Consider the following 25,903-nt stretch of genomic DNA (forward strand, 5'->3'; position numbering starts at 1 on the left):
GGCAATGCATCTACGAATGACCGGAGTGCCCATGCACCGCCTGCGAATCCTCTCCCTTACCACCGCTGCCGCGGCCCTCGCGGTAATGGCCGCCGCATGTGGCGGCGATGACGATGACGGCGGCTCCATCACCGTCTATTCGGGCCGCAGCGAGGCGCTCGTCGCCCCAATCATCGAGGACTTCACCGAGGAGACCGGGATCAAGGTCAACGTGAAATACGCCGGCACCGATGCCGCCGCTGCCCTCCTCCTCGAAGAAGGTGGCAAGTCCCCGGCCGACGTCTTCTTCTCCCAGGATGGCGGGGCCCTCGGTGCGGTCCGCGAGGCTGGCCTCCTCGCCACCCTCCCCGGTTCGATCACCGGCCTCGTCCCCGAACAGTACCGGGCGAGCGATGGCTCCTGGGTCGGGATCAGCGGGCGTTCCCGCGTCGTCGTCTACAACCCCGGCCTTGTCAGCGCCTCAGACCTCCCGGCCTCCTACAAAGACCTGACCAGCGCGAAGTGGAAGGGGAAAGTGGGCTGGGCGCCTGCGAACGCTTCGTTCCAGGCGTTCATCACCGCCGTCCGCAAGGTCGATGGCGAAGACGCGGCGAAGGCCTGGCTCGAAGCCATGGCGAAGAATGATGCAAAGACCTACGCCAACAACAACGCCATCGTCAGTGCCGTTGCCAGCGGCGAAATCTCGCTCGGCGTCGTCAATCACTACTACCTCTGGGGCCTCATCAAGGACCAGGGCGAAATCAACGCGAAGAACCACTACCTCGCCGCCGGCGACCCGGGCGCACTCGTCAACGTCGCCGGCGCCGCCGTCCTGAAGTCGGCCCCGAACAAGAGCGGCGCCGAGAAGTTCGTCGAGTATCTGCTCCAGAAGCACGCCCAGGAGTTCTTCGCCCAGGAGACGTTCGAATACCCGCTCGCCAACGGCATCGCAACGGACCCGCGGATTAAGCCCCTTGCCGAGCTCAAACCCCCGGCTATCGACCTGAGCGACCTCGACGACCTCGCCGGGACGCTTGCATTGCTGCGCTCCACCGGCGTCCTCAAGTAACCATGAACTGGGCCGCGCTCCGGCCCGCTCGCAAAGCCCCGGCGGCCCTCTGGCTCCCGGGGCTCCTCGCCGTGGCCCTCACGTTCATCCCGGTCTTCTACCTTGCCCTCCGATCCACCGAGGACGGATGGTCGCCCTGGTCGCGCGCGTTCCACACTTCCGTGCCCCAACTCCTCCAGCGGAGCCTCTGGCTCGCAGCGGTCGTGGCCCTGCTCTGTGTCGCGGTCGCCGTCCCCGCCGCCTGGCTGACGACGCGCGCCGATATCCCCGCCCGCCGCGTCTGGTCCGTCCTGCTCACCGTCCCCCTCGCCATCCCTTCGTATATCACGGCCCTCGCCGTCGTCGCCTTCCTCGGGCCGAAGGGTATGCTCCAGGGCTGGCTCGAACCCCTCGGTGTCGACCGTCTCCCCGAGGTCTACGGCTTCTGGGGCGCCGCCTTCACGCTCACCTGCGCCGGTTATCCCTACGTCTACCTGGTCGTACGCGCCGCCCTCGCCTCCGCCGATACCGCGGAAGAAGAGGCCTCGCGCTCACTCGGCGTATCGCCCCTGCGCACCTTCTTCGCGATCACCCTGCCCGGGCTCGTCCCCGCCCTCGCCGCCGGCATTCTCCTCTCGGTGCTCTACACCCTCAGCGACTTCGGCGCCGTCTCCTTGCTCAACTACTCCACCTTCACCCGCGACATCTTCATCGAGTACCAGTCCTCGTTCGATCGCACCGGCGCCGCCGTCCTCGGTGCCATTCTCGGGCTCGTCACGCTTCTCATCCTCACCTCAGAACTCGGCGTGCGCTCCTGGCTAGCACGTGGGCGCAAACGGCGGCAGGCGGCGGTGCGCCTCGTCCCCCTCGGCCGCTGGGGAGTCCTCGCACTCGCGTTTCTCTCGATCGCCGTCAGCCTCGCCCTCGTCCTGCCGGTCGGAGTGCTCATCTACTGGCTCATCAACGGCTTGCGGGCCAACGCCGACTTCCCGGCGCTCGCCCCGGCAGTTCGCCATTCGGTCGAAATGGCCCTCGCCGGCGCGGCCATCACCGTCGCCCTCGCGTTCCCCGTCGCCATCCTCTCCGCCCGTTACGGCGGGCTCCTCGCCCGGGCGGCCGAACAGGCCGCCTACGTCACCCATGCCCTCCCCGGTCTCGTCGTCGCCCTTGCGCTCGTCTTCTTCGGCATCCGCTACGCCACCGGCCTCTACCAGACCGTCTGGATGCTCCTGCTTGCCTACGTGATCCTCTTCGTCCCGAACGCGCTCTCTGCCCTGCGCGGCACCCTCGTCCGCCAGCCTGCCAACCTGGAGGATGCCGCCGCCTCCCTCGGCAAAGGCCCGTTGATGGCCATCGCTACGGTCACCGCGCCGCTCGCGCGGCCCGGTCTCGCCGCCGCCTTCGCCCTCGTCTTTCTCACGATCATGAAAGAACTCCCCGCCACGCTCATCCTCAGCCCGCCCGGCTATCAAACGCTCCCGGGCCTCGTCTGGAGCCGAAGCACCGATGCGCTTTACGCTGGTGCGGCACTGCCGGCGCTCGCGCTGATCGCGGTAGCCGCTATCCCGGTCGGCCTCCTGGCATGGAAGGGTGATATTGGAGCTCTCGAATCCTGAGCCGCTCGATTGCGCCGGTGTCGAAGTCCGCTTCGGCAGCCTGAAGGCGGTCAACGGCGCCCACCTCCAGGTCGCGGCCGGCGAAATCGTCGCCATCCTCGGCCGCAGCGGCAGCGGGAAGACCACGCTCCTCCGCGCTATCGCCGGCTTTGAACGCGTCGCAGCCGGCGAGATCCGGATCGGTGGCCGCGTGGTCGAGAGCACCTCGGTCAGCGTCCCCGCTCACAAGCGCTCCGTTGGCCTGGTCTTCCAGGATTACGCGCTCTTCCCGAATCGCACCGTCGCCGCCAACATCGCCTACGGCTTGCCGCGCGGTTCCGCTGCCCGCGTCACCGAACTCCTCCGGCGTGGCGAACTCGAAGGCCTCGGCGGGCGTTACCCCCACCAGCTCTCCGGCGGCCAGCAACAGCGCGTCGCCGTCCTTCGCTCACTCGCGCCTCACCCCCGCATCCTCCTCCTCGATGAGCCCTTTTCGAACCTCGATGCCGCTCTCCGCCTGGCGATGCGCGAAGAATTGGTGACCATCCTCCGCGCCGAGGGCATGACTGCCGTCCTCGTCACCCACGACCGCACCGACGCCATGGCCGCCGCCGACCGCATCGCCGTCATGGATGCCGGCCGCGTGATCGAAACGGCCACGCCCCTGGACCTCTACATGCGCCCGAGTTCGAAGGAGTCCGCCACCTACGCCGCCGATGCGCAGTTCTTCCCCGGTGTCGCGAATGGCGACACGGCGGAAACGCCGCTCGGTACGGTGCGATTGTCGATGCCACTTCGCGGCGGGTGCGAGGTCCTCATCCGGCCAGAGTGGATCGGAGTGAAGGGACTTGGCGTCCCGGCGACCGTCGTCCGCCGCCGCTTCGAAGGGGCCCATGCCCGGCTCGTCCTCTCGGTCCCCGGCATTCCCGAGTTCGTGGCAGTCGTCCCGAGCTGGATGGCCGCCGAGGCCAACGACTCGTTCGAAATCGGCGTGAACGTCGCGGTCCCCGCCTTCGCGACCGCCGGCTAAGACCTGGTTCGCCCTCTTGCGACCGGCCGGCGCTACTCTGCTGTTTCCAGCTCGAATGCGGCGTGCAGTGCCCGCACCGCGTCCGGCACCCTCGCCGAATCGATGATGCAGGTCAACCGGATCTCGCTGGTGGAAATCAGCTCGATGTTGATGCCCGCGTCAAAGAGCGCGCGGAACATCTTCGCGGCATAGCCGTGCGCTGTCTGGATACCTACCCCGACGATGCTGACCTTGCCCAGGTTGCCATCGGTCGTGTATTCGGGCGCGCCAACCTTCTCGCAGATCACCGGCATCAGCGCCTCGGCTTTGCGCAGGTCCCCGCGCGACAGCGTGAACGTCAGGTCGGTCAGGTTCCCTTCGCTCGAGTTCTGGACGATCGTGTCGACGCTGATGCCCGCTTCCGCCAGCGGCTCGAAAATGTTCGTCGCGATCCCCGGCTTGTCTGGCACTCGCCGCACTGTGACCTTGGCGACATCGGTATCGTGTGCGATTCCGCGCACGCGGTTGCGTTCTTCCAATTCAGACTCCTGGCGAATCATCGTCCCGGGGGCGTCGACCATGCTCGAGGTTACGAGGATGGGCAGGTTGTACACCGATGCAAGCTCCACGGCGCGGTTGTGCATCACCGTCGAACCCTGCGTCGCGAGCTCCAGCATCTCTTCGTAGGTGATGTCCTTCAGCTTCCGCGCGGTCGGCACAATGCGAGGGTCGGCCGTATACACGCCCTCCACGTCCTTGCAGTTCTCGCACCGGTCCGCCCCGAGCGCGACCGCCAGCGCTACCGCGGTTGTATCGCTCGCGCCACGGCCAAGCGTCAGGATTTCCTGGTCCTCGTTCACGCCCCAGTACCCGGCGACGACGGGGACGCGCCCGGCATCGAGCTCTGCCCTCACCCGGTCCGCTTCGACCCGCGAAATCCGCCCCTGGTAGTGCCGCCCCTGGGCGATGATTCCGGCCTGCTGCCCCGTGAGGCCCACCGCTTCCTGGCCCATCGTCTTCAGCGCCATCGCCACCAGCGCGACCGAGACCTGTTCCCCCGTGGAAAGCAGCATGTCGAGCTCTCGTGGATCCGGGTCCGGTGCCACCTGCAGGGCGAGGTCGATCAGGTCGTCGGTCGAGTTGCCCATCGCCGATACAACGACGATGACCTGGTCGCCCTGCTTGATTCGCTTGAGGACACGCCCCGCCACATGGCGGATCCGGTCGGCATCGGCGACCGACGTGCCGCCGTATTTTTGAACTACGAGCATGGCCAAATCGTACAGCGGCCGAACCTAACAGACGCGTCTCGGCCGCCTTTCGCTCGCCGTCCCCGCCCGTCGTACGATGCTCTTCCATGTCCTCCCCGGAACCGAACGGCGCCACCCTGCGCTCTCTTGGCCTGTCGGTCTATGTCCCGACCTTCCTCTTCGCCGTTGGCCAGGGCGCCGTCATCCCCATCGTCGCCCTCGCCGCGCGCGATGAAGGCGCATCCGTCGCTCTCGCCGGTTTCATCGTCGCTCTTCGCGGGATCGGCGTCCTCGCCTTCGATATCCCCGCCGGCTGGCTCGTCGCCCGCTTCGGCGAACAGCGCGCCATGATCGCGGGCACCGGGCTCGTCATCGTCGCCCTCGCCGGGTCCGCCTTCGCTCCCGGCATCTGGCCGTTCGCCGTGTTCACCTTCCTCATGGGCTGCGGCTGGTCGGTCTGGCTTCTCGCCCGCCTGAGCTACGTCACCGATGTCATGCCCGTCCATCTGCGCGGGCGGGCGTTGAGCACCCTCGGCGGCATCAACCGCGCAGGGAACTTCTTCGGACCGTTCCTCGGGGCGGCCGCAGCCGTCGTCGCCGGTCTCGAAGGCGCCTACGTCGTCCACCTCGTCAGCGCCGTGCTCGCCGCCGGGTTGCTCCTCGTCCTCATGCGCGGCGAAAGTGCTCTCCCCGCTCCCGAGCACGAACACGTCCAGTTCACGAAAGTCGTCCGCGAGAACGCCGGCGTCTTCATGACTGCCGGCGTCGGCGTCACCGCCATCGGGGCGCTCCGTGCCTCCCGCCAGGGCGTCCTCCCCCTCTGGGGAGACCACCTCGGTCTCGATAGCAGCACCATCAGCCTGGTCTTCGGCATCTCTATGGCAATGGAAATGCTCCTCTTCTACCCCGCCGGGAGCGTCATGGACCGTTGGGGCCGCAAGGCCGTCGCCCTCCCCTGCCTCTCGATTATGGCGGCCGGCATGTTCCTCATCCCCCTTTCCTCCGGGTTCGCTTCCCTGGTCGTCGTCGGCCTGCTCATCGGTTTCGGCAACGGCCTCGGTAGCGGCATCGTCATGACTCTCGGCGCCGACTTCTCCCCGGAGATCGGGCGCGCCCAGTTCCTCGGTGCGTGGCGCGTCTGCGGCGACCTCGGGACCGCCGGCGGACCGCTCGTCGTCGCCGCCGCCACCGGGCTCGCCTCCCTCGCCGCAGCATCGGTGACAATGGGCGTGATCGGCGCGATCGGCGCCGGCCTCATGCTCGTCCTGATGCCCGAGACCCTCAACCGGGAGCGGCCGCCGGCGCCCTCCCCTGGCCCCGACCCCGGCGAAGCCTGAGTAGCCGGCCCTCGGCCAGTGCTATCTCGCCGCCAGTGCCGTGGCCATCCGCTCGAGGCCCTCTCGCAGCAGGGTTCGGGGGCATCCGAAGTTCAACCGCACGAACCCCTCGCCTGGCGGCCCGAAGTTCGAGCCCTCGCCCAGCCCCACCCGGGCGTGGTCCAGGAACCAGCCGAACGCGTCATTTCCCGGGAGCCCCAGCGCGTTGCAATCCAGCCAGGCCAGGTACGTCGCCTCGGCCGGATACACGGTAACGCCCGGCATCCGCTCGCCGACGAATCCCGTCAGGTAGTCCCGGTTCTCCGTCAGGTAGCCCGTCAGCGCCTCCAGCCAGCCGTCGCAGTCGCGGTAGGCGGCAGTCATCGCCGCAGAGCCGAGGACATTCACAGCGCCCACCAGCCCGCCCTTTGCTGCCTCGAACTTCGCCCGCAGGTCCGCGTCCGGGATGATTGCCACCGCCGACTTCAGGCCGGCGAGGTTGAACGTCTTGCTCGGCGCCATCAGCGTGATCGTCCGTGCTGCGATCTCGGGCGAGAGGCTCGCAACAGGCGTGTGACGGTTCCCATCGAGGACGAGGTCGCAATGGATCTCGTCCGAGATGATCCACGCGTCGTGGGCAAGGCAGATCTCGGCCATCCGCCGCAATTCCTCCGGCGAAAAGACCCTCCCCACCGGGTTGTGCGGGTTGCAAAGCACAAACGCCCGTGTCGTCCCGTCGAAGGCAGCCTCGAAGCTGGGCCAGTCGATCTCATAGCGCCCGGAAGGCTCCCGCACGAGCATCGCATCGTGCCGGACGATTCCATGGTGCTTCCACGAATTCAGGATCGGCCCGTACGAGGGCAACTGGACGACCATGCTATCGCCCGGCTTTGTCACCGCCCGGAGGCCCATATTGAACCCCGGGATCACTCCCGGCAGCGTCATCAGGGCGTCCTTCGAGACGTCCCAGCCGTAACGCCGCCGCAGCCGCCCCGTGAATACCTCCAGGAACTCCTCGTTCGCCCGCCCATACCCGTAGAAGCCCTGCTCCACCCGCTCCCTCAGCGCCCGCCGCACCGGCTCGGGCGATAGGAAGTCCATGTCCGCCACTGGCATCGGGATCACGTCCGCCGGGAAACGGGCCCACTTGGAACTGTCCGTCCCCCGGCGCTCGTGGACGGTGTCGAAGTCGTATTGCATGCGGCGGATGCTACACGCCCACGCGCGGCGCCTCACCTGCCAGGTCCTTACCTCGTCGCGCCACCGGCCACGGCTTTCACGCTCTCCTCCATGATGTTTGCCGCCACCGGGCCTTCCCACCGGTCGTAGATCACGCCCTTTTTGTCCACCAGGTAGACAATCGGCTCCCGCAGCGACCCGTCCGGCCAGAGCAACCACTCCTTCACCGTCGGGTTCATCAGCTGCTTGTTGAAGTCCCGCCAGATCTCGATGTGGACGAAGTCCACCCGGTCCTTGTAGCGCTCCCGCAATACCTCGACCTCTTCGTTCACCGGCCCGCAGAACCGCGATGTGCAGAAGGCGGGTGTCGAAAACACCACCACCAGCGGCCGGCCCGCCGCGATAGCATCCTTGATCTTCACCTCGTGCATGTCGTTCGGCGGCGAACCCGAATCGATCTCCCCGATCTCCTTCACGTCGTACTTCGTCAGGTTGTCGCTCTTCGGCGCGGGTTGGCCGGTGGCTGCCATATTCGGCTTCGCGTACACCGTGAAGCCGATGCTATCCACGCCCTTTGTCCCGTCTTTCAACTCGGCCTCCACAGCGATGCCCCACTGGCCCGCATACGTGAAGTTCGTAGTCACGTAGTACCCAACCCGGTTCTCATCCTGGCCGCCGTGAAGGTGGATCTCGCCGCCCGAATGCGCATGCTGCACTTGCTTCCCCACGCCCGGCGCGCTCTGGACTGCCTCAGCCGTGAACACGGGCTTCGCGTTGGCCGGGTCCCGCAGGTCGTAGAACGTGGCGATGGCCCGCGCCCCGCCCTGCGGTTCATCCTTGATGTTCGTCAGCCCGAACACGAAGTTGTTCTCGCCCACGTACCAGTCCGAACCCGCCGGGATGACGTTGACCTTGCCAATCTGGTCTGCGGGCACGTTCTTCGCCGGGTCACGAGGCTCCGAGGCGAAGTCCGATCCGGAGAGCGAACCGTCGTCGTCGCCGCCGCAGGCGGTGAGTCCGCCAAGGGCGGCGCAAAGGAAGGCTATCACCAGGGCTCTGCGCAGCATCGAACCGTCCTTTCGCCGCCGGGCACTCGCGGCTCCCCGGCCCGCCGTCGAGCTTAGCGCTTGCGGCCCGAACACGGCTCCTCTTCGTGACAATCGGGGCCTCTGCTCCCAAGATTGGCGAGCGTATTTCATCATCAGGAGAACTCACATGGCAGCATCTATGAATAAGAACGGCGTCCTCGCCGGAAAGGTTGCAGTCATTACCGGCGCCTCGCGCGGCATCGGCGAAGCTATCGCCTATCGCTACGCCCAGGAGGGCGCGAAAGTCGTCGTTTCCGCCCGCACCGTGGATGAAGGCGACCACATGCTCCCCGGTAGCATTAACGGCGTCGTCAAGCGCATCCGCGATGCCGGTGGCGAAGCCCTCGCCGTCAAGTGCGACCTTTCCAACGAAGAAGAGCGCGTCGAACTGATCAGGGCCACCGAAGCCGCCTACGGCCCGGTCGACATCCTCGTGAACAACGCCGCCATCACCTACTTCATCCCCGTCGATGACTTCCCCGAGCGCAGGATGAAGCTGATGTTCGAAGTCCAGGTCTTCGGGCCTTTCCACCTCGCCCAGCTCGTCCTCCCCAAGATGCGCGAGCGGAAGTCGGGCTGGATCCTCAACATCTCCTCACATGCGGCGCTCCATCCGAAGGTCAACGCCCCTGGCCGCGGCGGCACGGTCTATGGCATGTGCAAGGCCGCCCTCGAGCGCTTCACCACCGGCCTCGCCGCCGAAGCCAGCAACGACAAGATCGGCGTGAACGTCATCTCACCCGGCCTCGTTGCCACCCCCGGCGTCCTCCACCACAAGCTCGTCAACGAATCGAACAAGGACATGGCCACCCCCGTCGAGCACATGGCCGAGGCCTGCCTCCACCTCGTCCACGGCGACCCGTCGGTCAACTCCGGCCACATCACCTACGCGGCCGATGTCCTCAAGAACTTCGGCCTCACTCCGGCCGAACTGCTCGCCTGATCGCCGGCTCGCGTCAAGGTCCGGGTGGCACTGTCACCCGGACCGCCACTTCACCCCGAGCTGAGGCCTGCCGATACCTTCATCATGGCGAAGCTGGATGTCTACATCCCGGAACGTCATCGGATCGTCATCCACGGCAAGGTCCAGGGTGTGGGCTTCCGGCTTTGGCTGCGCAACGTGGCAAGCTCGCTCTCGCTCGTCGGCAGCTGCCGCCAGCTGCCCGATGGCGCCTGCGAGGCCATCGTCCAGGGAGAGAAAACCCTGCTCAAGCAGTTTGTCGTCGCCTGCAAACGCGGGCCCGCTGAGGCCGTCGTCGAACGCATCGAACGTGAGTCGCTCGCCGTCGACCCGAGCCTCGGCGACTTCCACGTCGAACGTTAGCTCGCCTTACCCGCCGCGGCCGAAAACACTGGCAGTCCTGCCCTGAAACAGGTAGTCTCGTCGCCAAGATGGCAGAGTGGAACTTCCTGACAAATCACGCCAACGTCCTGTTGTGCGTCACCGAAGAGCCCGACATCCGTCTGCGCGACCTTGCCGTCAAAGTTGGCATCAGCGAACGCGCCGTGAAGCGCATCATCGCCGACCTCGAAGGCTCCGGCTACCTCTCGCGAGAGCGCCAGGGCCGCCGTAACCACTACCTGGTGCACAGCGAAGCGGCCATCTCCGGCCCGATGACTCGCGGCCTCCAGGTGGGTGTCTTGCTCTCCGCGCTCCTCCCCGTGATTTCGCAACTCTGACGCCGTCACGCCGGACAATCCCCGGCCGACCCTTTCGTGATCACCTCGGGCCGCGTGAAGACAGCGCCGGTTATCTAGCCTTCCGCTCCCGGCGCGAAGACGGCGATCCCGGCTGCCCGCGCCGCCTCGGCCATCCGCGCGTCGTACGTGATGATGCCGTCGCAAGCCGAGCCAAGCACGAGCGCGGACGCGATGTGGATGGCGTCCAGGGTGCGGAGTTCCGGCGGACCCAGACGCGACGCCGCTTCGAGGATGGGGCCCGCGAGCGGGACGAGATCGAATCCGGCGAGCAATTCGTCAACCGCGTCAGTCGCGCCTCCCGCCCTCCGGGCCACAGCTCTCCGGACCTCAACAAGCGCGATCTCGCTCGATGCCGGCTGACTGCGTTGGGCGCCGAGAGCGGAACGAAGTGCCTTGGTCTCCGCTTCTGGAACCGCTAGCTTCACGATTGCGGAGGAGTCTACGTAGTACGTCGCTACCATCGCTCCTCGTCGCGCATCTCCTGAAGGATCTGCGAGGGCAGCTTCTCGCCGGGGACAGGCGGGAGAGGGTTGAAGTCTCGCCAATCCTTCGTGGCCGGCACCAGCAGTCCCTGTTCGATGAGTTCGTCTCTCCGGGACTTCTTCTCGCCACCCTTCGGCAGCGGCGTCAGCAGCGCCACCGGCACATCTCGCTCCGTCACTTCGATGGTCTCGCCCGCCTTCACCAGGCGGATGTACTGGCTCGCGTTCTGGCGCAGTTCGCGGATGCCGATCCTTCGCATGTGCTACATGGTAGCACATTGCCAGAACTGGCCCCCTTCGGCGGCGCAGAAGGTTAACGACTGGCCCACTCCAGCCCCCGGTCGATGCGCTACACTGGGATCACATCGCACAGGGTGGCCCGCCACTGTTACAACCGGGTCGTTGCAAGACGGTTCGCTCCACTCCGCAGTCCTCGGGGACTTCCTTCGCCCTGCGCCCGGGCCAAGCCTCAGAATGACAACTTCATCGAACGGCCAGCGGCCCATGACCGTTGGCGTGCTCGCCCTCCAGGGAGATTTCCGTGAACACCGCGAGATGCTCGAGCGGATGGGCCACACCGTGCGCGAAATCCGCAAGCCGGCACAGCTCGATGCCCTCGATGCCCTGATCATCCCCGGCGGCGAAAGCACCACCATCGCCCGCCTGATCCTCAGCAACGGCTTCCAGCAACCGCTGCGCGATTTCTGCGCCAGCGGCCGCCCCGTCTGGGGCACCTGCGCCGGCGCCATCCTCCTCGCCGGCCAGGTCGACAACCTCGATCGTCCCGGCATCGAGACCATGAACATCCAGGTCAGGCGGAACGCCTTCGGCCGTCAGGTCGATAGCTTCGAAGCTGACCTCACCGTGGAAGGCTTGAGCGGTCCGCCTTTCCGCGCCGTCTTTATCCGCGCCCCGCTCATCGAGCGCGTCTTCCCGCCCGCGCGGGCCATCTGTGTCCTGGAAGACGGCACCATCGTCGCCGCTCGTCAGGGCAATCTCCTCGCCACCTCGTTCCACCCGGAACTCACCGGCGATTCCCGCCTCCACGAACTCTTCCTCACGATTGGTGCGCCAGCGGTGGTGACTCCATGAGCGACCTCCGCGCCGAGCCGCTCAGCCCCATCGATGCGGCCACCCTCTGGCCCCAGCTCGGTCGCCTCAACACCGAGGTCATCGCTACGCGCGGAGGCGAAAACCTCCTCGTGAGCAGCGGCCTCGCCGCCACCGGTCTCACCCACCTGCCCCACGTGCCGCGCACATCAGTCCTCGGCGTCCGCCGCGGGCTGGGCTACCGCGGTGTCTGCGTCGCCCGCGAGCTTTCGGGCGGCGCCGGATGGGAAGTCGTTTCCCTGCGAATCGTCCGCCCCAAGGATGACGAGACCGTCGTCGCCCTCTGCGAAGGCGTCGCCGCCCAGGTCGCCCAGCGCGGAAGCCGCACCGTCTTCCTCCGTTACGCCGAAGGCTCGCCCCACGCCGATGCGCTCCGCAAGGGTGGCTTCTTCGCCTACCGGCTCGAGCATCTGTACGCCGTCCAACCCACCGCCGTCCGTTCGGAAACCCCGTTCCGCCAGGCTACTCGGGCCGACCGTCACGGCATCTTCCGGCTCTACTGCCGGGCCGTCCCGGAAATGGTGCGCCGCCACGAAGCCCCGACCCAGCAGGACTGGCGCGCCGTCCTCGATTCCTTCGAATGCACGCACGGCTACGTGCTCGATGGGCCTGCCGGCTTCTCCGCATGGGTCGGCGCCGGCGAACGCGAAAACCACATCCTCATCGATGACCCGGATGACGCAGTCGTCCAGGCAGCCCTCGACCTCGTGGAGCTTCGCTCTCCCCGCCACGGGACGCTTGTCGTCGCCGAACACCAGTTCCCCGTCGAATCAGCGGCCATCGCCCGTGGCTACACCGCCATGGGCGTCCGCCTCATGTGCGCGCGAAGGCTCGCACTAATGAATACCTTGAAGGAGGTCGTAGCGGTTACCGTCGAACCCATGGCGCTGCCGCAATAGAAGCCGTGACACAGCTCGCAACCTCAGCCACACCGCCCGCCGCCTCGGCCGTCCTCCCGAACGAACAGATCGTCACCGACGACCTCGACCTCCTGCTCGATGCTCTCCCACCGCGCATCGTCGAAGCTCTGCGCCCGCCCGAACGCCGGACCGACCTGCTCGAGGTCGTTATGGATCTCGGCCGTTTGCCCGAGGCGCGCTACCCCGGCCGCGAAGTCGTGCTCAGCCACGAAGAAGTGACGGAAGAGGACCTCCAGTTCGTCATCGAGCACATCGGTGACTTCGGCGATGACAACCGCGCCGGCATCGAGCGCACCCTCCACCGCATCAGCTGCATCCGCAACCGGCGAGGCAAGATCGTGGGCCTCACCTGCCGCGTCGGCCGCGCCGTCTACGGCACCATCCGCGTCATCGAAGACCTCGTCCTCGGGGGCAAGAGCATCCTCTTCCTGGGCAAGCCCGGCGTCGGCAAGACAACCATGCTCCGCGAAGTCGCCCGCGTCCTCGCCGATGACGCGAACAAGCGCGTCATCATCGTCGATACCTCCAACGAAATCGGCGGCGACGGCGACGTCCCACACCCCGCCATCGGCGGCTCCCGCCGCATGCAGGTCGCCACCCCACTCGCCGCAGCACGCCGTCATGATCGAAGCCGTCGAAAACCACATGCCCGAAGTCATCGTCATCGATGAAATCGGCACCGAACTCGAGGCCCAGGCCGCCCGCACCATCGCCGAGCGCGGCGTCCAGCTCGTCGGCACCGCTCACGGCACCTCGCTCGAAAACCTCATGCTCAACCCCACCCTCGCCGACCTCATCGGCGGGATCCAGTCGGTCACCCTCGGCGATGAGGAAGCCCGCCGCCGGGGCACCCAGAAGTCCATCCTCGAGCGCAAGGCCCCGCCGACTTTCGATGTCGTCATCGAGATCGAGAGCTGGAAGCGCGTCGCGCTGCACAAGAACGTCGCCGATACCGTCGATGCCATGCTTCGCGGCTACCTCGCTAACCCGGAAACGCGTCAGCTCAGCGCCGGCCGGCCGCGTCGAGATCGTCGATGAACCCCAGCGCGAAGAAGCCCGTGCATCAGCCGGCCTGCTCTCCGGTGGCGCCCGCCCCGAGCGGACCATGTGGGGCGAGCCGCCCCGCCGCCGCAGCGGCGGCCACATCCGCGACCATCGCGATGCCCCAATGTTCGAAGAACGCGAAGCGCCGGCTCCGGCGCCCGCTCGCACCGAAAACCACCGCGCCATCCATATCTACCCCTTCGGTATCCCCCGCAGCCGCCTGGAGGCCGCCATCCGCAGCAGTGGCCTGCCCATCGAGATCGTCGACGATGTCGCCGCGGCCGATGCCGTGCTGACGATGCGCAGTTACTACCGCTCCAAGCCCGCCGCCCTGCGCGATGCCGAAGAGCGCAACATCCCGATGTACGTCATCAAGAGCAACAGCGCCTTCCACCTCGAACAGGTCCTCCACCAGTTCAGGCCCGATAGCGGCGAAATCGGCGGCGCTCGCGCACCCCGTCGCGACCCGATGGTCGACGTCTTCCGCGAAACCGAGGACGCCATCGCGAAAGTCCTGGATGAAGGCCGCCCGGTCGAACTCCCGCCCGCCAACAGCTACGTCCGTCGCGTCCAGCACCAGCTCGCCACGCGCTACAACCTCGATAGCACCAGCTCCGGCAAGGAACCGCAGCGCAGAGTGAAGATCCTCCCCGGCCGGTAGCGCCGCCCCGGATAGCCCCCGTCGAGCCTGCAGCGCCGCTGCGTCTCTACGTTTAACCTGTCGCTTGCATGGGTGCGAGATTCATCGTCTTCGAAGGCGGCGAAGGTTCCGGCAAGTCGACCGCTTCAGCGGCCGTTGCCGGACGGCTCCGTTCGGCGGGCGTGGCGGTCGTCCATACGCGTGAACCCGGCGGCACCAGGGCCGGCGAACTCGTCCGCGGCCTGCTCCACGAGAAGCTCACGCCATGGGCCGAACTCTTCGCCTTCCTCGTTGCCCGTGCCCAGCTCGTGGAGGAAGTCATCCGCCCCGCCCTCGCGCGCGGCGAAACCGTTATCTGCGACCGCTTCGCCCCCAGTACCTTCGCCTACCAGGTGCATGCCCGCGGGTTGGACGATGCGTCCGTCCGCGCAGCCAACACGATCGCGACCGGAGGCCTCGAACCGGACCTCGTCGTCTATCTGGATATCGCCCCCGAGGCGGGCCTGAAACGAAAGCTGGGAGAGACCGAGGCCATCCGCACCGGTTTGGAAGGCATCGATTTCCACCGGAAGGTCCGCGAAGGCTACCTCGCCCAGGCCGCCGCCGACCCGGCCCGCTGGCTGGTGGTGGATGCGGCGTTGAGCCGCGAACAGGTCGTGGAGCGGATCTGGGCCGAGTTAGACCGCTAGGCCGCGTGGCTTCGCACCAGTTCGTCCAGGTGCGCATAGGTCACGCAGCCCACCAGCTCACCGTCTTCGATGACCAACACGCAATCGCATTCGCTCTGGGCTGCCAGTACCAGGGCGGTTGTGGTTGAGGTCTCCGGAGTGACCACCGGGACTTTGTCGACGGGTGTCATCACCTGTGCGACCGTCAGATGCGCCCAGTCCCAGGCTTCGCCCGCAATCTCGCTGATCATCGCCTCCGTAAGTACCCCGTGGACCTTGCCCCGGTCGTCCATCACCACGTAAGGCCGCTGCACGAAGTCGGTCGGAGGCTCGCCGTACCGCTTCTTGATGTGAGCTTCGAGAAGCGCCCGCGCCGAGTGCTCAGGCCGGACGCGAATGCCCGGTCCCATAGCCTCGGAAACGGGATACATCGAGAGCGTGGCGAACTCTTCACTGCCGCCGCTGCTCTGCCATACCGTCACCGCGCGCCAGAGTCCTATCCCGATGAAGATGAATCCGGTCCAGCCGCCGTGGATCAGGTCCAACACGCCAAAGACGCCGAAGGCTGCTGCGAACAGCACCGCGCCAACGAGGCGCGCGTTCGCAGCAGTCTTGCGGCGATCCTTCGAAAATGGCAGGAGAAGCGCTCGCAGCGCATGTCCGCCGTCCATATTGAAGTAGGGCAGCAAATTGAAGACGCCGAGCGAAAGATTCGGCCAGAACAGGAGGTGGATGGTGTTTGCCTGCCACCCAGCGTCGGGCGCGAGCGGCTCCCACCACCAGCACGCACCGCAAATCGCGAGGTTCGCGAGCGGGCCCGAGACGCTGACGATGAAGTTCTGGAACCACGGCGGATCCGGCCGAAGCAGTGCCGTGTGGCCGCCCTGCACACCCACGAAGATGTGGCGTAATCCAAGCCGGAAAACCACCACCCAGAAGGCATGCGCGAGTTCGTGAAACGTAATGCCAACGAGCGTTCCGCCCGCCCACAGCGCAGCCCACACAGCCAGGCCGTCCGGGTCCATGCCGCCCGCGCCTGAGGCAGGGACGAGCGCGAAAGCCAGTACAAGCGCGCAAATCAGGATGTCGATCCCGAAGTAGACCGGGCAGCCGAAGACGCGGACCCCGTACATCGCCCCGTCCGGGGCTAAGGAGGGTGCGTTCGTCGTCAGAAGCGGGCTGGTCGCCGTGCCGCCCTCATCCCTCTCGCTCATGGATAGAACATCGGCAGTGTAGCGCCCCCGCATCAGCCCCGCCGGGCCGTCCGGCGCCCGTAGGCCCACCGCTGTCCGATCAGCGTCAGGATCCCCGCCGCCAGGATCGCCGCCAGGTTCACGACAAGCTGCAGCTGCGCGCCCCGCCATTCACCCCAGTCGCCGTACGCGGCCGCCACGCGGCCGCCGGGATCGTCGTCACCGAGACCAGCACGCCGATCAGCGCCCCGGACTTGATCGTCGTCAAACTCAGCGTCCCCGCCGCGCCCGCAGCCAGCGCCACCAGCAACGAATACCAGTCAGGGTGCGAAATGAACAAAGTCGCCTGGCGCGAGTTCGGGATAGCCTCCGGCGCGACTCCCGTGGCATCAAGGATCAGCGTCAGCACGAACGCCGCAGTGATCCCAACCGGAAACCCGACGGCCAGCGCCTGTGCCGACCGCCGCACCAGCGTCCAGCGCCGCTCCACCGCCGCCACCGAGATCCCGGCCAGCGGCCCGAACTCCGGCCCCACGATCATCGCCCCGATGATCAATACGATGGAGTCTGTCAGGATGCCCATCGCCGCGATCAGGGTCGCCAGCGCCATGAACGCCACGAACGTGAATGAGAGGTCGGCTTCCTCGAAAGTCCGCGCCCGCACCGTCTCCCAGATGACCGCATCCCCGACTGCCCCCGGGGCCGCCCGCTCCGCCTCGCGCGCCGCATCCGAGATCGCCGTGTCCACGTACTCGACCGCGATCGTGCCCTCGTGGTGAAGCCGCAACGATCGCAGCTCCGTCAACACCCGGGTCGCATCCTCGCGGGCGACATCACACAGGATCAGGTCTCCGCTGGGCTTCTGCGCGGCGCCGGGCAACCGCACCAGGTTGATCACTGAAGGCGTCCCTTCGAGGTACGCAATCGTCGCGTCCGACCGTTCAACCGGGGCGACGAGACGGAGGTGGATCATGGACCCGATCATATCCGCGCGGGCGCTTCCGTCCGCGCAGCCGGGTGACGGTACGACCGAAGGGTCCCGGGGGGCGGGGAAAAAAAAAGGGGGCCGGCCCCCAGCCGCCGGGGGGGGCGGGGGGAGGCGGGGGGGCCAGCCCCGGAAGGGAAGGGGGGGGGGGGGGTGGGGGGGGGGGGGGCGGGGGGGGGGCGGTGTGGCCGCCGGGGGGGGGGGGGGGGGGGGGGGGGGGGGGGGGGGGGCCGGGCCCGGGGGGGGACGCCCGGGGGGGGGGGGCGGGGGGGGCCCCGGGGGGGGGGGGGGGGGGGGGCCCCCCCCCCGGGGGGGGGGGGGGGGGGGGGGGGGGGGGGCGGGGGGGGGGCCGCGGTGGGGGGGGGGGGGGGGGGGGGGGGGCGGGGGGGGGGGGGGGGGGGGGGGGGGGGGGGGGGGGGGGCCGGCCCGGGGGGGGCCCCCCGGGGGTTGCTGGCCGGGGTGGGGGGGGGGGCCCTCGTCCCTGGCCCCCCAAAGGGCCCCCCCGCCCCCCCGGCCCCCGCCCCCCGGGCCCAAAAAGACGGCAACCAACCGCCCGAAAACAACAGGCGGCGGCGGCCGCACCCGGCCCGGCGGGCGCCCTCCAGCGGGCCCCCGGGGGCCGGGCCGGGGCCCGCCCCCGGGCGCCCCCGGCCGCTCCCCCCCGCCGCGGCCCCCCCCCCGGCCCGCCCGCCCGGGGGCCGCGCCGCGGCCCCCCCGCACCGCGCGAGGGAACGGGGGGGAGGGGGGCGCCGGGGAAAGCCCCCCGGGGAGAGCTTCCGGGGGGCGGGCGGGGGGGGGGGGCCCCCCCCGGGGGCCCGCCCCCCCCCCCCCCCGGGGGGCACGGGGAGCCCCGGCCTCCCCCCCCCGCCCCCGGCCCCGGCCCCCCCCGGGGGCCGGGCCGCCGCCCGCCCCCGGGGCCCCGGGGGGGGGGGGGGGGGGGCGGGGCCCGCCGGGGGGGGAGGGAGGGGGGGGCGGACCGCCGGGGGGGGGCCGCCGGAGCCCCCCCCACGGCCCCGCCGGGGGGGGGCCCGCGACCGGGGGCCGCGGGGGGGGAGGGGGGGGTCCGGGGACCCCCCCCCCCCCCCCTCCTCTTTCCCGGCCCTCTGGTACCCTCGATCCGGCGCTCCACCATGATCGATTCCCACCCCGATGAACGCCCACAGCGGCGGCGCGAGTACTCCGGGCCCGGCTCCACCCTCGGCCTCGCCGCTGCAATCGTCGTCGCCGTCGCCGCCGCCATCTGGTACTTCGAATTCCGCGATTCCGGCGGCAGTTCCTCCGCTATGGGAGCGGGCAGCGGCTTCGGCATCATCGAACTCGAAGACGGGCTCAACCCCACCACAAAGTCGCCCGCCGCCCGCGAAGGCCGCGCCGCCCCCAACTTCCGCCTCCCGCGCCTCGGCGAAGAGGCCGTCACCCTGGTCGACTACCGCGGCAGCTTCGTCCTCCTCAACTTCTGGGCCAGCTGGTGCGGCCCCTGCCGCGATGAGACGCCCGACCTCCAGTCCTTCCACGAACACCATTCCCAGGACGGCCTCGTCATCATCGGCGTGAACCAGCAGGAACAGCGCGCCGCCGCCGCCGAATTCGTCGACGAGTTTGGCGTCACCTATACCGTTGCCCTCGATACGTCTGGCGAAGTTTCCGCCGCATATGGCGTCGGCCGCGGTATGCCTATCAGTTTCCTCGTCTCCCCCGGCGGGGTCATCGAACAGGTCTACTTCGGCCGCCTCACCGAAACCCAGTTCGCCGAACTCGAGGCGAGACTCCCGTGACGGCCACCCCCTCGGGAGTCGGCACGCGGAACTCGGAACTCAGCCCCTCAGGCCTGGACCCGCTTCGCACCGCCTGGCAACTCCTGACGAATGTGAAGTTCGCCCTCTTCCTCGTTGGGCTCGCACTCGTGGCTGGTCTCGTCGGCACTGTCATCCCCCAGGTCCCCGGGCCGATGCGCGGCAATCTCGCCGCCCGTTCCGCCTGGATGGAGCTCAGGCGCGACACCTACGGACCGCTGACTGGCCCGATGGATGGCCTGCAGCTCTTCGATGTCTTCCATTCAGCCTGGTTCAACGGCCTCTGGCTGCTCATCATCGTCGCCGTCACCGTCTGCACCGTGAGCCGTTTCCGGCCGACCTGGCGCAGCGTCCAGCGCCCACAGGTACGCGTCGCCGAGGGTTACTTCGAACGTGCCCACCACCGGGCCGCGTTCACCCACGAGGGCGGCGCCGATGCGGTCGAGGCCATGCTCCGCAAGCGTCGCTACAAGGTAATTCGCGCCGAGGAGCGAGACGGCACGGCCTACCTCTTCGCCGACCGCTTCGGCTGGAGTCATTACGGCACCTTCCTCAGCCACCTCGCGCTGCTCATGCTCCTCGTCGGTGCACTCCTCACCACCATGGCCGGCTTCGACCGCACCTTCGTGTTCGCGGAAGGCTCCCCCGAAGCGGCCGTCTTCGATAGGCCCGGACCCAACCAGCTCTTCATCAAGGTGAACGATGCCTACCGCGGTCTCGATGCGGAGGACAACGTCATCGACTACCACAGCCTCATCGAGGTCCGCCGTGGCGACGAAGTGAAGGCCTGCAAGACCAGCGTGAACGACCCCTGCCACGCCTTCGGCTACAAGGTCCACCAGGCCGCCTGGTTCAACGACATCGCCCACTTCCGCATCACCAATGCCGATGGCCGCGTCGTCCTCGATACCAACCTCGACTTCAACAGCGAAACCACCGCCGTGCCCTCGTTTGTCGTCACTGACGCCCAGGGCCGCGAACTCTTCCGCGGCATGATCCCCCAGATGGGCACCGATCCCGGCGAAACCGACTCCCGCGCCGATGACTACGCCACCGCCACCCTCGTCTTCCCCTCGGCGCCCGGCGCGACCACCGGTCCAGCCTACGAAATCGCCTGGCGCGTCCTCGATGGGCGCATGTCCCTCCTCATCGTCGGCCCCGAACTGGACCCGGTGCGGATCGCGCCCGGCGAATCCGTTGTCGCCGGCTCGAACCGCATCACCCTCGCTTCGGCCACCTCCATCCCGGCAATCCAGGTCTTCGACATGCCCGGGGCCACCACCCCCGCCGGCGCCACCGTCCAGATGCCAACCACTCCCGATGGCACCCCCTACCTCTACATCGCTGGAATCTCTGGGGACAACGTGATCCTGGGCAAGGACCGCCCGGTCAAGACCGCCGGCGGCTACACCTACACCTTCCGCGGCCAGGTCGAGGCTTCCGGCGTTAGCGTCCGCCGCGACCCCGGCGATACGTTCATCTGGCTGGCCGTGGGCATGGCGATGGTCGGCCTCACCCTGACCTTCTACGTCCCCCGCCGGCGGCTCTGGGTGAAGGTCACACCCGCCCGCACCTACATGGCAGGCATCGCCGAGAAGACCACCCGCCTCGGCCGCGAGATGCGCCTCATGGGTGCCCAACTCGGCTCGCGCGACGCCCTCCAGGACGGCGACACCAGCCGCGGCGAGTAGTCCCTTGCCCGGCCCGCCTTCGTTGACGGTCTGCCGCTTGCTCCGTACCGTTGCCCCGCCGGGACGCGCCCGATGCGTCCCCACCGGAGGCCGCTCATGTCCTTCCTTTCTTCTCTCCGCGCCCTCCGGGTGAGTCTCTCCCGCTCCGCCTGACCGGATGGCTCCACATCGGTAGCCATCACGGGCCGAAGAGGCCGGCTCCCCCGCAGCGCGCATCAACCCGCAAATTCACGGCGACCACCGTGACACGTCTGCATGCATCCTGTTGGAGAATCCGTTCTTGTCTTCGTCTCTGAATGTTCCCGAACCGGTGGCGCGCGTCGCCGCCGTCATGTCCACCTGCTCCCACGCCTGGGCGCTTTGCGGCGGCTGGGCGGTCGACTCCTGGCTTGGCCGCGTCACGCGCGAACACGCTGATCTCGACATCGCCGTATTCGAATCAGACCAGCGCGCACTCCTCGAACACCTGGCCGAGTGGAACCTCATCGCCCACGATGAGGACGAGCCACAGGCCATCGAGCCGTGGACCGGCAGGCCGCTTGTCCTCCCGGCGCATCTCCACGCTCGCGAACCGGGCGCAGAGAACGCCGCCCTGGTCAGGCAGTGGGTGACACCGCCGTACACCCAGGCGAAGGACGGCCGCGATTTCGAATTCATCGTCAACCCGGGCGCGGGCGCGGAATGGGTCTTCTCTCGCGATCCGCGCATCGCCCTCCCCGTCGCCGTCTGCGTCCGCGAATCCTCCTGGGGGCTTCCCGCGCTCGCCCCGGAGGCCATCGCGTTCTACAAGGCCACGGCCTACTTCGGCCACCCGAAGCTCTGGGCGCGCCCGCACGATGTCTCCGACTTCGAGGCGCTGGTGCCGTTGCTGGACAGCGACCGGCGCGCATGGCTGCGACACTCCATCGCGACCTTGCACCCGGAGCACCCGTGGCTACCCAACCTTTAAAACCCCACATCCGAGGCGCGACCGGAAGGGCGCGCTCCTGTCGGCACCGCCACAGTGTCCGCGTGAGCTTCCGGGCCAAGTAGCAAGGCGCGCACATCCGAGGCGCGACCGGAAGGGCGCGCTCATGTCGGCACTCCAGGCTCCGTCCAGAGGCGCGCCGGCGCCCGAAGGGCGGGCGGCTCACCGCCAGCCGACCTCCTGCCGACACCAGCCCGCCCACCTCGAGCCTCGGGCCGCAAGGCGCGCACATCCGAGGCGCGTCCGGAAGGGCGCGCTCACGTCGCCCCCGGCACGGCTCACCGCCGCCAGCCGACCTCCTGGCCGTCCGGGGTGGTCGAAACACAAGCGCGTGCTTCCGCACTCGCCTCGGACGCGGCCTCCCGGTGCGCGCCTGCTTGTCCTGTTGCCCGGCGGGTTGCCGCGCCCCATACTCATGCGAACATCTGTGCGAATACCCCTCCCCTTCCGGGGAGTGGTGAGGGCAGGATCGACAATGGTGAAGCCGCCCCCCGCCTACCCCGTCCCTGCAGTTCGGCCAATCCCGCCGGTTGTCATCGCCGAGAAAGTCGTCGCAACCCTCCGGGCAAAGCCAACCGAGACGCACGTCCGCCGCATCGATGAGCGCCCGGCTCGCTTCGGCGAGTGGCCCGAAGGCGCTGATGAGCGGCTGACGGCCGTGCTTCGCAAGCGCGGAATCGAGCGGCCCTTCGTCCACCAGGCAGCCGCTATCGGCAACGCCCTCGCCGGGAAGAACACCGTCGTCGTCACTCCCACCGCCAGCGGCAAGACGCTCTGTTACAACGCGCCTGTCCTCTCGGCGATCCTGAAGGACCCAACCACCCGCGCCCTCTACCTCTTCCCCACGAAGGCCCTCGCCCAGGACCAGCTCGATGAGTTGCACGGCCTCGTCACCGACCTCCAGGCCGATATCCGCACCTTCACCTACGACGGCGACACCCCCGCCGATGCCCGCCGCGCCGTCCGCCAGGCGGGCCACATCGTCCTCACCAACCCGGACATGCTGCACGCCGCCATCCTTCCCCACCACACCAAGTGGATGCAGCTCTTCGAGAGTCTCCAGTACGTCGTCATCGATGAGGTCCACAGCTACCGCGGCGTCTTCGGCAGCCACCTGGCGAACGTCCTCCGCCGCCTGCGCCGCATCTGCCAGTTCTACGGCGCCGACCCCACGTTCATCCTCTGTTCGGCCACCATTGCCAACCCCGGCGAGCTCGCCGCGGCTCTCGTCGGCGACGATGTCGAACTGATCGACGACAACGGCGCGCCCTCCGGCGAACGTGTCGTCGTCATCCACAACCCCCCGGTCGTGAACCGGGAGCTCGGCATCCGCCAATCCTCGCTCAAAGCCGCCCGCGATATCAGCGCCGAGCTCATCCGCTCCGGTATCCAGACCATCGTCTTCGCCCCCAGCCGCACCCGCGTCGAACTGCTCCTGACTTACCTCCGCGACAGCCTGCGGAACAAGCCCGGCGACCCGGAGCGTGTCACCGGCTATCGCGGCGGCTACCTCCCGAACGAGCGCCGCGCAGTCGAAAAAGGCCTCCGCGATGGCACCGTCCGCGGCGTCGTCGCAACCAACGCGCTCGAACTCGGCATCGATATCGGCGGGCTCGGCGCGAGTGTCGTCACCGGTTACCCCGGCTCGCTCGCCAGTCTCTGGCAACAGTTCGGCCGCGCCGGCCGCAGCCGCGAAGCAGCCCTCTCCGTCCTCGTCGCCTCCTCCAACCCGCTCGACCAGTTCGTCGCCACCCACCCGGATTTCGTCTTCGAAGGCGCCGTCGAACGCGGCCTCATCGATCCCGACAACCTCTTCGTCATGGCCAGCCACGTGAAGTGCGCAGCCTTCGAGCTTCCCTTCACGGTCGGCGAGGTCTTCGGCGCGAATACCGATGAACTGCTCGATATCCTGGCTGAGGACGGCGTCATCCAGAAGGCGAACAACCGCTACCACTGGATGAGCGAGGCGTATCCGGCCGAACAGGTCAGCCTCCGCACCGCCAGCACCGACAACTTCGTCATCATCGAACAGGGGCCACATCCCCGCGTCATCGGTGAGTGCGACCGCCCCAGCGCCCCCCTCCTCATCCACGAAGATGCCATCTACATCCATCGCGGCCAGCAGTACCAGGTCGAATACCTGGATTGGGACGACAAGAAGGCTTTCGTCACCCCGGTCGCCGTCGACTACTACACCGATGCCCAGCTGGCAGTCGAACTCAAAGTGCTCGATTCCTTCCACAGCGAGGGCGCTGCCGCCGGTCGCCACGACATGGGCGAAGTCGCCATCACCTTCCTCGCCACGATCTTCAAAAAGATCAAGCTCAACACCCACGAGAACGTCGGCTGGGGCAAGATCGCCATCCCCGAGGCGAACGTCCACACCACCAGCTACTGGCTCACCTTCGATGAAAAGGCAACCAACGGCCTCGACCGCGAGCAGATCGCCAGCGGCCTCTCCGGCATCGGCGAACTCGCCCGCAATCTCGCCGCCATCTTCTGCCTCTGCGATGCGCGCGACATCGGCGCAAACGTCCAGGTGCGCGCGCCAAGCACCGAACTCCCGACCGTCTACCTGTACGACATGGTGCCCGGCGGGGTCGGTCTCGCCGAGAAGCTCTTCGAGGTGCACGACCGGCTGCTCGAGGCCTGCCTGGCGCTGGTGAAGGTGTGCGAGTGTGAGACCGGCTGCCCCGGCTGCGTCGGCCCCCAGGTGGAACCGGCGAGCCCCGCCAAGCGCGCCGCCGCACTTCTTCTTGAGCGCGTCCTCGGTGTCTGAGCCGGGCCGGCCTTAGCGGCCCATCAGCTTGCGCGCCACCCGCTCCGCCGCCGGTCTGTCGCCGGGCGCCAGTTCGCCGTCGAGCACCATCGCGCTAAGCCGTTCCTTCACCACCCGGATCCACGGCCCCGGCTCCCGGTCGAACATGGCAACCAGGTCGTCTCCAGTGAGCGGGCTCTCCGCCTTCAACCGGTCCGCCTCTTCGCTCTCGATCCGCTCACAGGCAGATTCCAGCAGGTCGTGGTACTCCGCGTCGTCGTACGTGTGGCTCGCGTTATCCGCGCGCTTCAGAGCGAGCAAGTCGCGCCAGCGCCCCGGCGATTTTGCCATGTACCGCCGCACCGACCGGGATTCGCCCGGGTCGGGCCGGTCCATGTGCCGGCGCACCAGCAGCGTGATCGTATGGAGGTCCTGGCGAGCCATCCTCAGTCGCTCCAACAAGGTACCCGCCAGTTCCGCCCCGGCGGTCTCGTGCCGGTAGAAGCCCCACTCGCCATTCGCCTTCACGTGGCGCACGGCTGGCTTCCCAAGGTCGTGCAGCAGCGCCGCCCAGCGCCGCACCCGCAGTGTCTCCGGCGTCGTCGCGATCGCATCCACCGTCGCCACTGTGTGACCCCAGACGTCGAACCGGTGGAAGCGGTTCTGTTCACAGCCGATCATCGGGACGAGCTCCGGCAGCGCAAACGCAAGCGCGCCGGTCGCCCGCAGCGATTCGAGCCCGTCTCGCGGCGCCTTCCCGCGCAGCAACTTGTCCAGCTCCGTCGTGACCCGTTCCTGGGAAAGCGTCGCGATCAGCCCCGCGGTCGCTTCCATCCCCGCCAACGTGTCCGGCTCGATCGCGAACCCCAGCTGGCTTGCGAAACGGATGCCTCGCAGGATGCGAAGCGGGTCCTCCCGGAACCGCCGCTCCGGTTCGCCCACGGCCCGGATGATTCCCGCCCGCAGGTCGGCTTCGCCGCCGTACAGGTCGAGCTTTCGTCCCGTGAACGCGTCCTCCGCAAACGCGTTGATCGTGAAGTCCCGCCGCGCGAGGTCCTCCTCGATGCTCGAACCGAAGGTCACGTCCGGCCAGCGGGAACCGTCCCGGTAGGTGTCTCCGCGGAACGCCGTGATTTCGCTCCACTCCCCGCCCACGAGCGCGCCAATCGTCCCGAACCGTTTCCCTACGGTGGTCACCGGCGCACCGAGCGCCCCGGCTATCGCCTCGATCGCGTCCGGGTCGGCGTCGGTGCTGTAGTCCAGGTCTTTCGAGTCTAGCCCCAGCAAGCGGTCGCGAAGCGCTCCCCCGACCAGCCACAGTTCGTGGCCGCTGCTGCGGAACGCCTCGATGAATTGTTCGCGCGTGACACCCACCTCGCCAGTGTAGGTTCAACCTCACCACGGAAACACGGCCACGAGGAGCAGCGGCCCTCGGTCTGCGTAGGCGCGGTGCCCTTACGCGCGGCCCGAGTCCAGACCCGCGTCTT

22 protein-coding genes and 1 pseudogene are annotated in these 25,903 nt (G+C 68.2%); 15 read left to right on the forward strand and 8 right to left on the reverse strand.

What is annotated here, in order from left to right; genetic code table 11:
* Positions 1–31: 31 nt before the first annotated feature.
* Genes IPG14_RS16095 through IPG14_RS16105 form a run of 3 tightly spaced genes read left to right on the forward strand, consistent with a single transcriptional unit; the run spans position 32 to position 3,652 of the window.
* Positions 32–1,048: an iron ABC transporter substrate-binding protein gene (locus tag IPG14_RS16095; RefSeq protein WP_343392499.1), complete on the forward strand. Its 1,017-nt coding sequence runs from the start codon at positions 32–34 to the stop codon at positions 1,046–1,048.
* A 2-nt stretch (positions 1,049–1,050) separates the two neighbouring features.
* A complete protein-coding gene (locus tag IPG14_RS16100; protein ID WP_343392500.1) occupies positions 1,051–2,643 on the forward strand; it encodes an iron ABC transporter permease in 1,593 nt (530 codons plus the stop codon).
* Positions 2,624–3,652: an ABC transporter ATP-binding protein gene (locus IPG14_RS16105; RefSeq protein ID WP_343392501.1), complete on the forward strand. Its 1,029-nt coding sequence runs from the start codon at positions 2,624–2,626 to the stop codon at positions 3,650–3,652. Before IPG14_RS16100 ends, IPG14_RS16105 begins: the two co-directional genes overlap by 20 nt.
* Positions 3,653–3,684: 32 nt before the next feature.
* Here the strand turns inward: IPG14_RS16105 and IPG14_RS16110 are convergent, their stop codons facing one another.
* Positions 3,685–4,902 carry an aspartate kinase gene (locus IPG14_RS16110; RefSeq protein WP_343389274.1) on the reverse strand — a complete coding sequence of 406 codons (1,218 nt, stop codon included), beginning with the start codon at positions 4,900–4,902 and terminating at the stop codon, positions 3,685–3,687.
* 86 nt (positions 4,903–4,988) lie between these two features.
* Between IPG14_RS16110 and IPG14_RS16115 the strand changes: the two genes are divergently transcribed.
* A complete protein-coding gene (locus tag IPG14_RS16115; RefSeq protein WP_343387041.1) occupies positions 4,989–6,218 on the forward strand; it encodes an MFS transporter in 1,230 nt (409 codons plus the stop codon).
* Between the two features lie 21 nt (positions 6,219–6,239).
* Here IPG14_RS16115 and IPG14_RS16120 read toward each other — a convergent pair whose 3' ends face one another.
* Both IPG14_RS16120 and IPG14_RS16125 read right to left on the reverse strand, forming a co-directional pair.
* Positions 6,240–7,397, reverse strand: a complete 1,158-nt coding sequence (locus tag IPG14_RS16120; RefSeq protein ID WP_343392502.1) for a MalY/PatB family protein — start codon at positions 7,395–7,397, stop codon at positions 6,240–6,242.
* A 47-nt stretch (positions 7,398–7,444) separates the two neighbouring features.
* Entirely contained in the window at positions 7,445–8,443 is a 999-nt protein-coding gene (locus IPG14_RS16125) for a hypothetical protein (protein ID WP_343392503.1), read from the reverse strand.
* A 148-nt stretch (positions 8,444–8,591) separates the two neighbouring features.
* On the opposite strand from IPG14_RS16125, the gene IPG14_RS16130 reads away from it, so the two are divergent.
* The 3 genes from IPG14_RS16130 to IPG14_RS16140 all read left to right on the forward strand — a co-directional run bounded on the left by IPG14_RS16130 (position 8,592) and on the right by IPG14_RS16140 (position 10,144).
* Positions 8,592–9,407, forward strand: a complete 816-nt coding sequence (locus IPG14_RS16130; protein ID WP_343389277.1) for an SDR family NAD(P)-dependent oxidoreductase — start codon at positions 8,592–8,594, stop codon at positions 9,405–9,407.
* 24 nt (positions 9,408–9,431) lie between these two features.
* Positions 9,432–9,788 carry an acylphosphatase gene (locus IPG14_RS16135; protein ID WP_343392504.1) on the forward strand — a complete coding sequence of 119 codons (357 nt, stop codon included), beginning with the start codon at positions 9,432–9,434 and terminating at the stop codon, positions 9,786–9,788.
* 68 nt (positions 9,789–9,856) lie between these two features.
* Positions 9,857–10,144: a winged helix-turn-helix transcriptional regulator gene (locus IPG14_RS16140; protein WP_343387036.1), complete on the forward strand. Its 288-nt coding sequence runs from the start codon at positions 9,857–9,859 to the stop codon at positions 10,142–10,144.
* 74 nt (positions 10,145–10,218) lie between these two features.
* On the opposite strand, the gene IPG14_RS16145 is transcribed toward IPG14_RS16140, so the two are convergent.
* Both IPG14_RS16145 and IPG14_RS16150 read right to left on the reverse strand, forming a co-directional pair.
* Positions 10,219–10,626 (reverse strand): type II toxin-antitoxin system VapC family toxin, encoded by a 408-nt coding sequence (locus IPG14_RS16145; RefSeq protein WP_343387035.1) that lies wholly within the window; start codon positions 10,624–10,626, stop codon positions 10,219–10,221.
* Complete coding sequence (locus tag IPG14_RS16150; protein ID WP_343387034.1) at positions 10,620–10,907, reverse strand: type II toxin-antitoxin system prevent-host-death family antitoxin; 288 nt, start codon at positions 10,905–10,907, stop codon at positions 10,620–10,622. Before IPG14_RS16150 ends, IPG14_RS16145 begins: the two co-directional genes overlap by 7 nt.
* A gap of 244 nt (positions 10,908–11,151) precedes the next feature.
* Here IPG14_RS16150 and pdxT point away from each other — a divergent pair, with 244 nt between their 5' ends.
* The 4 genes and pseudogenes from pdxT (at position 11,152) to tmk (ending at position 15,050) form a co-directional block, all read left to right on the forward strand.
* Entirely contained in the window at positions 11,152–11,739 is a 588-nt protein-coding gene (gene pdxT, locus IPG14_RS16155) for a pyridoxal 5'-phosphate synthase glutaminase subunit PdxT (protein ID WP_343389361.1), read from the forward strand.
* Positions 11,736–12,656: a hypothetical protein gene (locus IPG14_RS16160; protein WP_343387032.1), complete on the forward strand. Its 921-nt coding sequence runs from the start codon at positions 11,736–11,738 to the stop codon at positions 12,654–12,656. Before pdxT ends, IPG14_RS16160 begins: the two co-directional genes overlap by 4 nt.
* Before the next feature lie 92 nt (positions 12,657–12,748).
* Positions 12,749–14,382: pseudogene (locus tag IPG14_RS16165) on the forward strand (R3H domain-containing nucleic acid-binding protein).
* A 68-nt stretch (positions 14,383–14,450) separates the two neighbouring features.
* The gene (gene tmk / locus IPG14_RS16170) at positions 14,451–15,050 is read left to right on the forward strand and encodes a dTMP kinase (protein WP_343392505.1); all 600 of its coding nucleotides are present in this window, start codon (positions 14,451–14,453) and stop codon (positions 15,048–15,050) included.
* On the opposite strand, the gene IPG14_RS16175 is transcribed toward tmk, so the two are convergent.
* Entirely contained in the window at positions 15,047–16,243 is a 1,197-nt protein-coding gene (locus tag IPG14_RS16175; RefSeq protein ID WP_343392506.1) for a site-2 protease family protein, read from the reverse strand. The genes tmk and IPG14_RS16175 overlap by 4 nt on opposite strands.
* A gap of 118 nt (positions 16,244–16,361) precedes the next feature.
* Positions 16,362–17,120, reverse strand: a complete 759-nt coding sequence (locus tag IPG14_RS16180; RefSeq protein WP_343392507.1) for a DUF389 domain-containing protein — start codon at positions 17,118–17,120, stop codon at positions 16,362–16,364.
* 1,217 nt (positions 17,121–18,337) lie between these two features.
* On the opposite strand from IPG14_RS16180, the gene IPG14_RS16185 reads away from it, so the two are divergent.
* From IPG14_RS16185 to IPG14_RS16200, 4 genes are all read left to right on the forward strand, one after another.
* Complete coding sequence (locus IPG14_RS16185; RefSeq protein ID WP_343392508.1) at positions 18,338–18,982, forward strand: TlpA disulfide reductase family protein; 645 nt, start codon at positions 18,338–18,340, stop codon at positions 18,980–18,982.
* Positions 18,979–20,691, forward strand: a complete 1,713-nt coding sequence (locus tag IPG14_RS16190) for a cytochrome c biogenesis protein ResB (RefSeq protein ID WP_343392509.1) — start codon at positions 18,979–18,981, stop codon at positions 20,689–20,691. The genes IPG14_RS16185 and IPG14_RS16190 overlap by 4 nt, the downstream gene beginning before the upstream one ends.
* Positions 20,692–20,971: 280 nt before the next feature.
* Positions 20,972–21,640 (forward strand): hypothetical protein, encoded by a 669-nt coding sequence (locus IPG14_RS16195; RefSeq protein ID WP_343392510.1) that lies wholly within the window; start codon positions 20,972–20,974, stop codon positions 21,638–21,640.
* Between the two features lie 493 nt (positions 21,641–22,133).
* Complete coding sequence (locus IPG14_RS16200) at positions 22,134–24,437, forward strand: DEAD/DEAH box helicase (protein ID WP_343392511.1); 2,304 nt, start codon at positions 22,134–22,136, stop codon at positions 24,435–24,437.
* A 12-nt stretch (positions 24,438–24,449) separates the two neighbouring features.
* Here the strand turns inward: IPG14_RS16200 and IPG14_RS16205 are convergent, their stop codons facing one another.
* Positions 24,450–25,790 (reverse strand): HD domain-containing protein, encoded by a 1,341-nt coding sequence (locus tag IPG14_RS16205; protein ID WP_343392512.1) that lies wholly within the window; start codon positions 25,788–25,790, stop codon positions 24,450–24,452.
* Positions 25,791–25,903: the final 113 nt, after the last annotated feature.

Source organism: Candidatus Amarobacter glycogenicus (genome assembly GCF_016704105.1).
GTDB classification, from domain to species: domain Bacteria; phylum Chloroflexota; class Dehalococcoidia; order Tepidiformales; family Tepidiformaceae; genus Amarobacter; species Amarobacter glycogenicus.